This window comes from uncultured Dysosmobacter sp., from assembly GCF_947631635.1.
Taxonomy (GTDB): Bacteria; Bacillota; Clostridia; order Oscillospirales; family Oscillospiraceae; genus Oscillibacter.
This window is the reverse complement of the sequence record NZ_CANRMB010000001.1, coordinates 160,122-171,504: the sequence shown is the minus strand read 5'-3', so window position 1 is coordinate 171,504 and position 11,383 is coordinate 160,122. Positions and strand designations below refer to the sequence as shown.

The window sequence follows — 11,383 nt, the reverse complement described above, 5'->3', positions numbered from 1 at the left end:
TAATAGATTCTATTAGTATAGCAGTTTTGCGGGAAAGACGCAACCTAAAAAAGCAGCACCGCCGGTATTCAAACGGCGGTGCTGCCCGAAAAGGAGAAACGGCAGGGGCAATATCAATTTGTCCGTCTGGAGATCCGTTCCCCGGCGCGGTCCGCGCGGAGCAGGGCCAGGTTCAGCGCCAGTCCCGCCAGAGCGACCCCCGCGGCCGGCAGCCCGAGATTCTGCATCCCCACAACCTCCTGCAGTCCGCTGCCTGCAAAGGAGCCGGCGGCGATGCCAATGTTTCCGGCCACAGACAGCGTGGAGGCGCAGAGGCTGGATGCAAACGGGTACTCCCGCTCCGCCAGCGCCATCGCATAGACTTGAACGGGCGTACTCAGCAGATACATGAGCAGCGCCATCAGGAATACCGCGGCCAGCCCTGTCCAGGGCCGCCCCAGCAAAACCGGCATGCCGGCAAACAGCAGCGTCTGCAAAAGCAGGCAGACCGGCGTCCTTGTCACGCCGCCCCTGGCGCCCAGCCAGCCGGCCAGGAGGTTGCTTCCCATGCAGCACAGGCCCACGGCCATCAGCAGGAAGCTGACCGTGGTCTCCGGGCTATGGAGCACATCTGTCAGGATGGGCGTCAGGTAGGTATAGACCACATAGGTGGCGGCGTAGGCACAGATGGTCATCAGCACGCACAGGGCGTAGCGCCGGTCCCGCAGCACAGTGAACTGGTGAAAAAAGCCGGTCCCCGCCACCGGAGCCTCCGCCGTGCGGGGCAGCACCCGCGCCAGGACCGGGAGCAGAACAACGCCCAGCAGCAGGATCACGGCAAAGGTCGCCCGCCATCCCGCCAGGCGGCAGATGGTCTTGTTCAAGGGGTTCCCCAGCACAGTCGCCAGAGACATCCCCGTGTAGACCATGGCCACGGCCTGGGATGTGCGCTCCGGCGGCGCTACCTGGTGCACAAAGAGCAGTGCCACCGCAGTCAGCGTTCCGGTGAGCATGGCCGCCAGGGTCCGGGCGAGATACAGCACCCAGATGTTTGGCGCCAGCATACTCAGGGTATTGGCCGCCAGGAACAGCGCCATCAGGACCATCAGAAGACGAAACCGCGGGAGCCGGGCCGCAGCGGCCATGATGACAGGCGTACCGATGGCATACCCGGCAGCGAAAACACTCACCAGCCGTCCTGCCGCACTGAGAGAAACCCCCAAGTCCACGGCAATATCCGGCAGAATGACCACGGAGACGAACTCACAGGCCCCCACCATGACGCCCAGTCCCATCAGGGCCCATACCGCTGCCGGCATCGCATGTTTTTCCTTCATCATATCCGTTTCTCCCCTCCCCTGTGTGCGCACACAGGTTTTCTTGGACAAAAGGGGGACCGCAGTCCCCCGGCGTGTTCCCGCCATGTCTTTACAGCGTCTCCGCGTTCAGGATCGGGCTGGCGGAATAGAAGCAGTCCCGCTCCGGCGGCTTGTGCTCCGCCACCAACTGGAACAGCAGCGTCAGCGATTGATAGTTCTGGTAGGCCAGGTCCTGGTCGATGGTGAAGTCCACCAGCCCCTCCTTCAAAAACCGCTGGATCTCCGGCCCGCTGTCGTGGGACAGCACCCGGACGCTCCCGGTGCGCCCCCGGCGGCGGATGGCCTCCACGCAGGCGGGTACACTGTTGTTGGCCATGTAGACATAGCCCAGCTCCGGGTCCTCCTCCAGGGCGGTGCTGACCGCCGCGAAGGTCTTTTCGTAATCGTTATAAGTGGCGGCGATCCGGCAGTCCTCCCGCCGGAAGCCCAGCTCCTCCAGCCGCTCCAGAAACCCGTCCGCCCGGGCCTTGTGGCCTGCGTAGGCCGGACCGGCGTACACCAGCAGCAGCGGCTCTCCGGGCCGCAGGAACTTGGCGGCGATCTCCCCCGCCACCCGGCCGGCGTGGTGGGCGTCCTCGCCCACATAGCACAGGCGGGGCCCGGCCGGAATGTCGGAGTTGAAGGTCACAACGGGAATGTGCCGTTCCGCCAGCTCCGCCAGCTTTGCCCGGACCTCCCCGCAGTCAAAGGCGCACAGGGCGATCCCCTGGGCGCCGTCCTCCACGGCCCGGCCCAGCAGCCGCAGGCACTCCGCCGTGCTGTCCGGCGCGTAACTGTGCACGTCCACCGTCACATTGTAATCCCGGCGCTCCTCCCGAAAGCGGGCCACGCCCTCCGCCATGGCCTCGCCCACATACGGCACCCACTCCGGCTGGACCACCGCCAGCCGCCGGGCCGTGCCGCTGGTAGCCAAGGCGCTGGCCATCCGGTTGGGCCGGTAATCCAGCTCCTCCAGGACCTGCAGCACCCGCGCCCGCACCTCGGCCTTCACATAGGGGCGGTCATGCAGCACCCGGTCCACCGTGCCGATGGACACCCCGGCCCTTTCCGCGATCATCTTGATGGTTGCCCGCATGGGATCCGCCTCCTCCGCATTTCCGTTAACGTGCACATGATAGCATTTCCAGTGGTTTTGTCAAGCCGGTTTTCCACTTTTTGTATAGAAAGTTACCATAACGCAAAAATTTTTGTATACAAACACGGGGGACTGTGCTATACTATACCAAGTTAAGCGTCGAGGAGCTTGGCTTCTCCGCTGTTTTTTTCTTGTATTTCACCGGTCTGGAACGCGCTTTTCCCCCGGTCAAATAGATCGACAGCTCCCCATACACCCTCTCGACATGACGTGAACGAACCCCTGCCGGCGAAACGGGGCCGCGCAGGCGACGGACGTCTCTTCTTTGTGTGCGCTTTTTCGCGTATCGTGTTCTGTCCTGTTTCCGGGAGCTGCCATTACATATTTTTGAATTTAAAGGAGTTCTTTTATCTATGGCAGAAAAACTGAAAATCATCCCTCTGGGCGGTCTGAATGAGATCGGCAAGAACATGACCGTCTATGAGTACGGCGGCGAGATCATCGTGGTGGACTGCGGCATGGCCTTCCCCGGGGACGACATGTACGGCATCGACAGCGTGATCCCCGACGTCACCTACCTCATCAAGAACCGGGCCCGCATCCGGGGATTGTTCATCACCCACGGCCACGAGGACCATGTGGGCGCCATTCCCTACGTGCTCAAGCAGGTCAACATGCCCATCTACTGCACCAGCTTCACCGCCGGGCTCATCAAGCTGAAGCTGGAGGAGCATCAGCTGGTAAAGAGCACCAAGCTCATCACCGTGGAGCCGGGCAAATCCGTCCGGGCGGGCAAATTCAATGTGGAGTTCATCCACGTGAACCACTCCATCGCGGACTCCGTGGCCTTCGCCATCCACACGAAGATGGGCACCGTGGTGCACACCGGCGACTTCAAGATCGACTCCACCCCCATCGACGGGGAGGTCATAGACCTGGCCCGCCTGGGCGAGCTGGGCAAGGAGGGCGTCCTCTGCCTGTGCGCCGACTCCACCAACGTGGAGCGCCCCGGCTTCACCCCCTCGGAAAAGACGGTGGGCGCCACCTTTGTGCGGCAGTTCCAGAACTGCGACGAGCGCATCATCGTCACCACCTTCGCCTCCAACGTCCACCGCATCCAGCAGGTGCTGGACGCCGCCGCCCAGTGCGGCCGGAAGGTGGCCGTCACCGGCCGGTCCATGGAGAACATGATGAAGGTCTCCACGGAGCTGGGCTATATGAAGGTGCCCAAGAACACCCTGATGGACCTCAACAAGATCAAGGGCCTGCCCAAGAACAAGCAGATCATCGTCACCACCGGCTCCCAGGGCGAGGAGATGAGCGCCCTGTACCGCATGGCCTTCTCCACCCACAAGCAGGTGGAGCTGGGCGCGGGCGACAAGGTCATCATCTCCGCCTCCGCCATCCCCGGCAACGAGGTGACGGTGGGCCGGGTCATCAACGAGCTGTTCCGCAAGGGCGTGAAGGTGGTCTATGACAAGGCCGACATGCTCCACGTCTCCGGCCATGCCTGCCAGGAGGAGCTGAAGATCGTCCACGCCCTGACGAAGCCCCGTTTCTTCGTCCCCCTCCACGGCGAGCAGCGGATGCTGCAGATCCACAGCCAGCTGGCCCAGGACATGGGCATGGCGCGGAACCACATCGCCATCGCGGACAACGGCTCCGTCATCGAGTTCACCGCCAAGACGCTGAAGCTGGGCGGTTCCGTCCCCGCCGGTGAGGTGTATGTGGACGGCTCCGGCGTGGGCGACGTGGGCGCCGTGGTCATGCGGGACCGCAAGCGCCTGGCCGAGGACGGCATGGTGGTGGTGGTCCTTCCCATCTCCGCCCACAACGGCGACCTGCTGACGCCGCCGGAAATCGTCACCCGGGGCTTCATCTATGTGAAGGAGTCCGGGGACCTGATGAAGGAGCTGCAGACTGTGGCACTGGACGCGGCGGACGCGGTGTCCCGCAAGCGCGGGCGGGACGACGGCGAGCTGAAGGGCGCGGTGAAATCCGCCGTCAGCAGCTACCTGTTCAAAAACACCAAGCGCAGCCCCATGGTCATCCCCGTGGTGACGCGGCTGTAAGCGGACGATACGCAGAGGACGCGGAACGGTCATCCCCGTTCCGCGTCCTTGTTGCATAGGAGCGTGCAATTTTCTCAGAATTCTGCAAGTTTTTCAAAAACCTGCAAAATTTTGAAAATCCTGCAGGTTTCTGAAAATTTTATAAGTTTCTGAAAATTCTGCAAGTTTCTGCGGTTATGGTAAAGGTAATGGTAAAGGTTATGGTTAAGGTTATGGTCATGGTAAGGCAGCAGTGATGGTTACGGTTATCAAAAGCAGCCGCCATATCGATTTCCAACAGGTCTTCCTGATCACAGCGGCATTCTCTCGAAGGCCCTTTTCTTGTGATTTGCTCTTGCAATCTGCCCCAAAAGCGGTTATGATGAATCTGGAAATCAAAAATGCGGTAGCCGTGAGGTGCTGGAACCACCTCACGGCCTACGTAGAGTGTATGCGCACTCATACAAAGCGGCTCGCGCCGCACCGCAACGTTTATTATAGTGTCTTTCACCGCTTTTTACAAGCGGAAAAGGCGCTTGATTTCGTTGTGTTCGCATTTTGTCGCCTTTGACAGACGCGGTGTATGAGATCCTCATACACCGCGTTTTGATTTCCACCGGGGGCCAAGGGGGGATTTCCCCCTCTTCGGCCGCCCTCCCGGTGGAATACGGGCACGGCCCGATCAAAAGGAGGCAACTAGGATGCAAACACAACGAACCTTTTCGCACGCCGCCATGAGGGGGATCCATGAATACCACTGATCAGCCATCCGGCATCTCGCTGCTGGACTATCTGGCCCAGCAGGCAAACTGCAAATACCTCTCAGACCTCCGGTATACGGACCGTCAGCTGCTGTATATGCTCCTCACCCCGGTACCGGAGCATGCGTTCTCCCCCCGCCACTGGGCCGACGCCATGGCCTATCTCGCCGGGGTCCCCTGTGCCGCCTGCACCAAAGGGGAGCTGCTGGACTACCTGTGCCGGTGACCGCAGCGGGAACCTCCGGCCTTTCCGCCGCATAAACTGGGCGGAAAGGAGGGTTTGCCATGAAACCCTTATCCAGTGAGGCAAAGTCCTATCTGACCCGGTTTTACGAGATTTTGGATGAGATGATCCAAAACATGACCAGCGCGAAGCTGACGGACAGCATCTCCCACAACTTCATCGTCCAGATGATCCCCCACCACCGGGCGGCCATCGAGATGAGCCAAAACGCCCTGCCCCTGATCCACAGCTGCGCCCTGCGGCACATCGCGGAGCGGATCATCCGGGAGCAGACAAAGAGCATTGCGGATATGGAGGCGGCGCTGTCCCCATGCAGCTGCCCCTGCAGCCCGGAGCGGGACCGGACGCTTTACCAGCGGCGGATGGATCAGATCTACCAGACCATGTTCCGCCGGATGGGCAGCGCTCCGGAGACCGGCTGCATCGCCGCGGACTTTATGCGGGAGATGATCCCCCACCACGAGGGCGCCATCTGTATGGCGAAAAACGCCCTGAAATACGGCGTCTGCCCGGAGCTTGTCCCCATCCTGTGCGCCATCATCGTCTCCCAGGAGCGGGGCGTGCGGGAGATGAAGTCCCTGCTGCGGCAGGCAGGCCCATGCCGCTGACCCGCGAAAAGCAGACGCACGGCGTTGGCCGTGCCGCTTTCCAGCAGGCAGTCAGGAGCACCGTGGAGGCCGCCGGAAACAGCAGCCTCTGGTACATTCTCTCCATGCGTCTCCTCCGTCGATATCTGTAAAAACAGGCGCGCGGCTTCCGCCGCGCGCCTGCCGTGTTTGCATGTCACTCCGCCTTGGGGTCCTCGCTCTCAAAGACCGTCTTGGCGCTGGCGGCCAGGCCCGCCAAGCCCTGCAATTCGCTGGGGATGATGATCTTGGTGGCCTTGCCGTCCGCCACCTTCTGCATGGTCTCCAGTGCCTTCAGCTTCACCACCTGGTCGTTGGGGGCGGCGGCGTTCAGCAGCTTCAGGGAGTCGGCCATGGCCTGCTGCACCTTCATGATGGCCTGGGCCTCGGCCTCGGCGGCCATGATGCGGGCCTCCTTCTCGCCCTCGGCCCGCTTGATGGCGGCCTCCTTGGCGGCCTCCGCCTTCAGGATGGCGGACTGCTTCTCGCCCTCGGCCACCAGGATCTGGGACTGCTTGGTGCCCTCGGCCTGGAGGATGGACTCACGGCGCTCCCGCTCCGCCTTCATCTGCTTCTCCATGGCGTTCTGGATCTCCTTGGGCGGGATGATGTTCTTCAGCTCCACCCGGTTGACCTTGATGCCCCAGGGGTCCGTGGCCTCGTCCAGAATGGCCCGCATCCGGGAGTTGATGATGTCGCGGCTGGTCAGGGACTGGTCCAGCTCCATGTCGCCGATGATGTTCCGCAGGGTGGTGGCGGTCAGGTTCTCAATGGCGTTCATGGGGTGCTCCACGCCGTAGGTATACAGCTTGGGGTCCGTGATCTGGAAATAGATGACCGTGTCGATCTGCATGGTCACGTTGTCCTTGGTGATGACGGGCTGGGGGGCGAAATCCGCCACCTGCTCCTTCAGGGACACCTTTTTCGCCACCCGCTCGATGAAGGGGACCTTCAGGTGCAAACCCACGTTCCACACCGTGCGGAATGCGCCCAGGCGCTCCACCACGTAGGCCCGGGACTGCTGGACGATGACGATGTTGCTGACGATCAGCGCCAGCACAATGATGAGCAGGACCACCACGGGGAGAATGCTGAATAACAGATCCATTACTTTACCTCCACTTTTTCCTCACATGTTTTTACAAAGAGCTTGACGCCCTCCATACGCTCGATCTCCACCTGGGTCCCCGTGGGGATCACGGTGCCGTCCGCGCTGCGGGCGGTCCAGGTCTTGCCGTCCACATAGACGGCGCCGGCGGCGCGCTCGTTGTCGATGGCCTCCGTCACCCTGCCGGTCTCGCCGATCACCCGGTCCAGGTTGGTGGGGATGGCCCGCTCCCCCGCGAACTGCCGCACCAGCGGACGGGTCAGCGCCAGAGCCAGGGCGGAAACGCCAACGAACAGCACCAGCTGCACTGCCAGGCCCGCGCCCGCGATGGTTCCCAGCAGCGCGCCCACGGCGCCCGCCACGAACCAGATGGACACCAGTCCCGCCGTCGCCGCCTCCACGGCGCCGAACAGCACGATGGCGCCCAGCCAGATCCAAATCATCAGATCCACTGGTAAACCTCCTTTCGGGATCACGATATCTTTTATGATCATTTTTAGTGTATCATATCCCCATACCGAAAAACATTTCAATTCGGTTACAATTTGCGATCATATTGAAAACAGGAGCCGTCCTTTTCAAGACGGCTCCTGTTTTGACCGCTCAAGCGGCCTCTTTCGCCTTATGGGGCTCTCCGTTTCGCCGGAACAGCGCCTTAAACAAGGTGCGCACCAGCGGCTGAATGAAAAACAGCTGTGAGAAAAACGCGAAGGGGAAATTCAGGCAGACCAGCTTCAGCCAGTTGGCCAGCAGGGTCATCACATGAAAACCGGCGTAATACGGATAGTACAGCAGCGCCGCCAGAAAGCTCATGGCCGGGCACATCAGCCCCACGGTGGCGCAGATGACAGCGGTTTCCAGCATCATGGGATGGCTTGTCCGGGGATCGAACACCCGGCAGGCCAGCTTGAAGGAACAGGGACTGCCCATGGTGACCTCCAGGCCGTAGGCCAGGCAGAACTCCACCAGGACCACCGCCCAGACCGGCAGATACCGTCCAAACATGTAGACGCCGCCCTGGCTCGCAATGGCGGCCAGAACGCTGTTCGTCCCATGGAGCGCCATAAGCAGCTCGCCGTTCACAACATACAGGCTGTAAAATACATAGCCATGTACTGTGATCACAACGGTGAGCAAAGCGAAGATCATTCTTTCAAATTGGTTTCTCGGCATGACATCTCTCCTTTTTGCGCGCAAAAAAAGCACACATGGGGCTGCAGAAAGTCCGGTTACAAGGTCAGGTCCCGTAATCAGCTTTACGTGCAGATAGCACCACGTGTGTCGTCCATGCGCATATAAAATTTGTGATTTCATTTTAGAATAAGCCGCTTTTTTTGTCAAGCCGTCTACGCATTGCACATCCCGCCGTTTCCTGTTATACTGAGCTATATCAATGATGTTTTAAAAGGAGGTCCGGACCATGACACTGACGGTTCCCTGCCTGTTCGGGCTGGAAGCACTGGTGGCGGATGAGATGAAGCGCCTGCAATTGCAGAATGTCCGGGCGGAGAACGGCCGTGTCCACTGCGACGGCTCCCTGGCCGACATCGCCCGCCTGAATATCAACCTGCGCTGCGGCGCGCGGGTCCTGATGGAGTTGGGTTCCTTTCCGGCCAAGGATTTTGAAGCCCTGTTCCAGGGCGTGCTGGCCCTGCCCTGGGAGGACCTCATCCCCCGGGACGGCGAATTCCCCGTCAAGGGCTATTCCCTGAACTCCACGCTGCACTCCGTCCCCGCCTGCCAGGCCATTGTGAAAAAGGCCGCCGCCAAGCGGCTGGGAAACGCCTACGGCTGCGAGACCCTGCCGGAGACCGGCAGCCGGTACCAGATCCAGTTCGCCATCGTCAAGGACATGGCCGCGCTGTATCTGGACACCTCCGGCGAGGGCCTGTACAAGCGGGGCTACCGGGCGCAGAACATGGGCGCGCCCCTGCGGGAGACCCTGGCGGCGGCGCTGGTGACCCTGTCCCGCTACCGGGGCCGGGACCCCTTCTGCGACCCCTTCTGCGGCAGCGGCACCATCCCCATTGAGGCGGCGCTCATCGCCAAGAACCGCGCCCCCGGCCTGGACCGCAGCTTCGCGGCCCAGCGGTGGAAGAACATGGACAGCAAGCTGTGGCTGGACGCCGCCGATGAGGCGCAGGACGGGGAGTTCCACGGGACCTATGACATCTGGGGCGGCGACATCGACCCCGCCGCCGTGGCGCTGGCCCGCCACAACGCGGAACTGGCCGGAGTGGAGGACTGCGTCCGCTTTGAGACGGCGGACGCCGGAAAATTCCACCGGGACAGCCAGTACGGCCAGCTGGTGACCAATCCCCCCTACGGCGAGCGCCTGCTGGAGAAAAGGGAGGCGGAGGATCTGTACCGGATGTTTGGACACGCCCTGCGGGACCTGCCCCCCAAGTGGCGGGTCATCATCCTCTCCTCCCACACGGAGTTCGAGCGCGCCTTTGGCCGCCCCGCGGACAAAAAGCGGAAGCTGTACAACGGCATGCTGAAGTGCGACGCGTTTATGTACGGGAGGTAACGGGGCATGGAGTATGTTCCCAAGGGATGGCACTTCTTCCGTTTCATTTTGACTCCCGGGGAGCTGGCCCAGGTGCTGGAGCCCTTCCATCTGGTGAAATGCAACTGCCACGTCCCCGCGGGCTACCGGGAGACGATGCCGGAGGCCTTTCTCACCCCCTATGGCCAGCTATACGGCAAGCTGGCCCGGGGCGAGGCGCTGTCCCATGAGACGGACTGGCCGCTGATGGAGCACACCGGCCTCACCACAGACCTCTCCCGCTGCCCCTACGGCAGGGAGCACACCTTCCAGGGGCGGCAGTTCCTCCTGCCGGTCTTTCCGGAGCCCTGCGCCGCCCTGGCCCCCTTTTCTATGACGATCGACCCGGAGAGCCGCCGGGTGAGCCTGCGAAGCTCCTATGTGCAGTCTCCCCAAAACATCGTGGGCTGTGAGGCCTCCTATCCCAAGGCGATCTGCCGCCGGGAGGGCGTCTGGCAGTCCACGGCCTCCCTCCCCGGCTATCAGGACTTTCTGCTGCTGAAGCGGCGGGTGTCCGCTGTCTCCTGCGGCCTGCGGTTCGAGCTGGACGGACACGTTTACCGTCCACCTGTGAAGATCGGCCGGGCCGCCCAAAGGGATTTTCCCCGCTTTTACGCGGTGTCCCAATTCTGCAAGTAAGCGAGGTATCGCCTATGCGTCACATTTTCATCATCAATCCCTATGCGGGAAAGCAGGACCAGACCGCCCGCATCTACGGCATGGCGGACAGGCTGCGGGACGTCCACGGCCTTGACTGCGCCTGCATGCTGACGGACCGCCCCGGCGGCGCCAGCGCCATGGCCCGGAAGCTGGCGGAGACCGGTGAAGCAGTGCGCCTTTACGCCTGCGGCGGGGACGGGACCGTGTCGGAGGTGGCCAACGGCATCGCGGGCTTCCCCAACGCCGCCATGACCTGCATCCCCGCCGGTACCGGCAATGACTTTTTGAAAAATTTCGGCCCGGACAGGGTGAAATTCGCCGACGCGGAAAACCTGTGGGCGGGCGAGGTCTTTCCTCTGGACCTCATCGACTGCAACGGGCGGTACTGCGTCACCATCGCCTGCAACGGCATCGACGCCCGGGTGGCGGACAGCGTGCACCAGTTCAGCAGGGCGCCCCTGCTGAGCGGGCGGGGCAGCTACCTGGCCTCTGTGGCGGCGAATTTTCTCTTCCGCCCCATCGGGCGGCGCTGGACCGTCTGGCTGGACGGGGAAAAGCTGGAGGATGACTTTGCTCTGGTCTCCACCTGCAACGGGCGGCATTACGGCGGCGGCTCCACGCCGGTGCCCGAGGCCCGGATGGACGACAGCGTGCTGAACACCGTGCTCATCAAAAACGTCAGCAAGCTGACCTTTGCCCGGCTCTTCAGCGCCTATTCCGCCGGAGAACACAGCAAGCTCCCCCCGGAGCTGATCCAGGTGGTCACCGCCGGGGAGGTCCGCATCCAGGCGGAGCAGGACATCATCTCCTGCGTGGACGGCGAGTGCTTCCGGAGCCGCGAGGTGGTCATCCGGCTGGCGGACAAACGGCTGAACTTCTTCGGTCCCAAGGGCTGCGACCCAAACGCCACGGCCCGGTAGCGGCCCAGGGCCAACATTTACAAATTCTTCAT

The 11,383-nt window shown here is 62.1% G+C and carries 12 protein-coding genes; 7 read left to right on the top strand and 5 right to left on the bottom strand.

The window, feature by feature from the left end; genetic code table 11:
• Nucleotides 1–113 precede the first annotated feature (113 nt).
• Together Q0Z71_RS00890 and Q0Z71_RS00885 are read right to left on the bottom strand one after the other, a co-directional pair.
• On the bottom strand, nt 114–1,319 hold the full coding sequence (locus Q0Z71_RS00890; RefSeq protein ID WP_298016813.1) for an MFS transporter: 1,206 nt from the start codon (nt 1,317–1,319) through the stop codon (nt 114–116).
• 88 nt (nt 1,320–1,407) lie between these two features.
• The gene (locus Q0Z71_RS00885) at nt 1,408–2,433 is read right to left on the bottom strand and encodes a substrate-binding domain-containing protein (protein ID WP_298016809.1); all 1,026 of its coding nucleotides are present in this window, start codon (nt 2,431–2,433) and stop codon (nt 1,408–1,410) included.
• Between the two features lie 413 nt (nt 2,434–2,846).
• Between Q0Z71_RS00885 and Q0Z71_RS00880 the strand changes: the two genes are divergently transcribed.
• The 4 genes from Q0Z71_RS00880 to Q0Z71_RS00865 all read left to right on the top strand — a co-directional run bounded on the left by Q0Z71_RS00880 (nt 2,847) and on the right by Q0Z71_RS00865 (nt 6,228).
• Nucleotides 2,847–4,505: a ribonuclease J gene (locus tag Q0Z71_RS00880; RefSeq protein WP_298016806.1), complete on the top strand. Its 1,659-nt coding sequence runs from the start codon at nt 2,847–2,849 to the stop codon at nt 4,503–4,505.
• A 726-nt stretch (nt 4,506–5,231) separates the two neighbouring features.
• Nucleotides 5,232–5,471 (top strand): hypothetical protein, encoded by a 240-nt coding sequence (locus Q0Z71_RS00875; protein ID WP_298016803.1) that lies wholly within the window; start codon nt 5,232–5,234, stop codon nt 5,469–5,471.
• Between the two features lie 59 nt (nt 5,472–5,530).
• Nucleotides 5,531–6,097 carry a DUF305 domain-containing protein gene (locus Q0Z71_RS00870; protein ID WP_298016799.1) on the top strand — a complete coding sequence of 189 codons (567 nt, stop codon included), beginning with the start codon at nt 5,531–5,533 and terminating at the stop codon, nt 6,095–6,097.
• Nucleotides 6,088–6,228 carry a hypothetical protein gene (locus Q0Z71_RS00865; RefSeq protein ID WP_298016796.1) on the top strand — a complete coding sequence of 47 codons (141 nt, stop codon included), beginning with the start codon at nt 6,088–6,090 and terminating at the stop codon, nt 6,226–6,228. The genes Q0Z71_RS00870 and Q0Z71_RS00865 overlap by 10 nt, the downstream gene beginning before the upstream one ends.
• 44 nt (nt 6,229–6,272) lie before the next feature.
• On the opposite strand, the gene Q0Z71_RS00860 is transcribed toward Q0Z71_RS00865, so the two are convergent.
• The 3 genes from Q0Z71_RS00860 to Q0Z71_RS00850 all read right to left on the bottom strand — a co-directional run bounded on the left by Q0Z71_RS00860 (nt 6,273) and on the right by Q0Z71_RS00850 (nt 8,396).
• Nucleotides 6,273–7,223 (bottom strand): SPFH domain-containing protein, encoded by a 951-nt coding sequence (locus tag Q0Z71_RS00860; protein ID WP_298016794.1) that lies wholly within the window; start codon nt 7,221–7,223, stop codon nt 6,273–6,275.
• Nucleotides 7,223–7,666 carry an NfeD family protein gene (locus tag Q0Z71_RS00855; protein ID WP_298017290.1) on the bottom strand — a complete coding sequence of 148 codons (444 nt, stop codon included), beginning with the start codon at nt 7,664–7,666 and terminating at the stop codon, nt 7,223–7,225. Before Q0Z71_RS00855 ends, Q0Z71_RS00860 begins: the two co-directional genes overlap by 1 nt.
• 160 nt (nt 7,667–7,826) lie before the next feature.
• The gene (locus Q0Z71_RS00850) at nt 7,827–8,396 is read right to left on the bottom strand and encodes a hypothetical protein (RefSeq protein WP_298016791.1); all 570 of its coding nucleotides are present in this window, start codon (nt 8,394–8,396) and stop codon (nt 7,827–7,829) included.
• A 247-nt stretch (nt 8,397–8,643) separates the two neighbouring features.
• Between Q0Z71_RS00850 and Q0Z71_RS00845 the strand changes: the two genes are divergently transcribed.
• The 3 genes from Q0Z71_RS00845 to Q0Z71_RS00835 are packed head-to-tail and all read left to right on the top strand — an operon-like array spanning nt 8,644 to nt 11,351.
• The gene (locus Q0Z71_RS00845) at nt 8,644–9,753 is read left to right on the top strand and encodes a class I SAM-dependent RNA methyltransferase (RefSeq protein ID WP_298016788.1); all 1,110 of its coding nucleotides are present in this window, start codon (nt 8,644–8,646) and stop codon (nt 9,751–9,753) included.
• A gap of 6 nt (nt 9,754–9,759) precedes the next feature.
• Nucleotides 9,760–10,410, top strand: coding sequence for a hypothetical protein (locus tag Q0Z71_RS00840; protein WP_298016785.1), 651 nt, complete (start codon nt 9,760–9,762; stop codon nt 10,408–10,410).
• A 14-nt stretch (nt 10,411–10,424) separates the two neighbouring features.
• Complete coding sequence (locus Q0Z71_RS00835) at nt 10,425–11,351, top strand: diacylglycerol kinase family protein (RefSeq protein ID WP_298016783.1); 927 nt, start codon at nt 10,425–10,427, stop codon at nt 11,349–11,351.
• Nucleotides 11,352–11,383: the final 32 nt, after the last annotated feature.

Bases quoted from the DNA above. Each gene is read 5' to 3' on its own strand.
- Q0Z71_RS00890 (WP_298016813.1), bottom strand. From the start codon at position 1,319: ATGATGAAGGAAAAACATGCGATGCCGGCAGCGGTATGGGCCCTGATG.
- Q0Z71_RS00885 (WP_298016809.1), bottom strand. From the start codon at position 2,433: ATGCGGGCAACCATCAAGATGATCGCGGAAAGGGCCGGGGTGTCCATC.
- Q0Z71_RS00880 (WP_298016806.1), top strand. From the start codon at position 2,847: ATGGCAGAAAAACTGAAAATCATCCCTCTGGGCGGTCTGAATGAGATC.
- Q0Z71_RS00875 (WP_298016803.1), top strand. From the start codon at position 5,232: ATGAATACCACTGATCAGCCATCCGGCATCTCGCTGCTGGACTATCTG.
- Q0Z71_RS00870 (WP_298016799.1), top strand. From the start codon at position 5,531: ATGAAACCCTTATCCAGTGAGGCAAAGTCCTATCTGACCCGGTTTTAC.
- Q0Z71_RS00865 (WP_298016796.1), top strand. From the start codon at position 6,088: ATGCCGCTGACCCGCGAAAAGCAGACGCACGGCGTTGGCCGTGCCGCT.
- Q0Z71_RS00860 (WP_298016794.1), bottom strand. From the start codon at position 7,223: ATGGATCTGTTATTCAGCATTCTCCCCGTGGTGGTCCTGCTCATCATT.
- Q0Z71_RS00855 (WP_298017290.1), bottom strand. From the start codon at position 7,666: ATGATTTGGATCTGGCTGGGCGCCATCGTGCTGTTCGGCGCCGTGGAG.
- Q0Z71_RS00850 (WP_298016791.1), bottom strand. From the start codon at position 8,396: ATGCCGAGAAACCAATTTGAAAGAATGATCTTCGCTTTGCTCACCGTT.
- Q0Z71_RS00845 (WP_298016788.1), top strand. From the start codon at position 8,644: ATGACACTGACGGTTCCCTGCCTGTTCGGGCTGGAAGCACTGGTGGCG.
- Q0Z71_RS00840 (WP_298016785.1), top strand. From the start codon at position 9,760: ATGGAGTATGTTCCCAAGGGATGGCACTTCTTCCGTTTCATTTTGACT.
- Q0Z71_RS00835 (WP_298016783.1), top strand. From the start codon at position 10,425: ATGCGTCACATTTTCATCATCAATCCCTATGCGGGAAAGCAGGACCAG.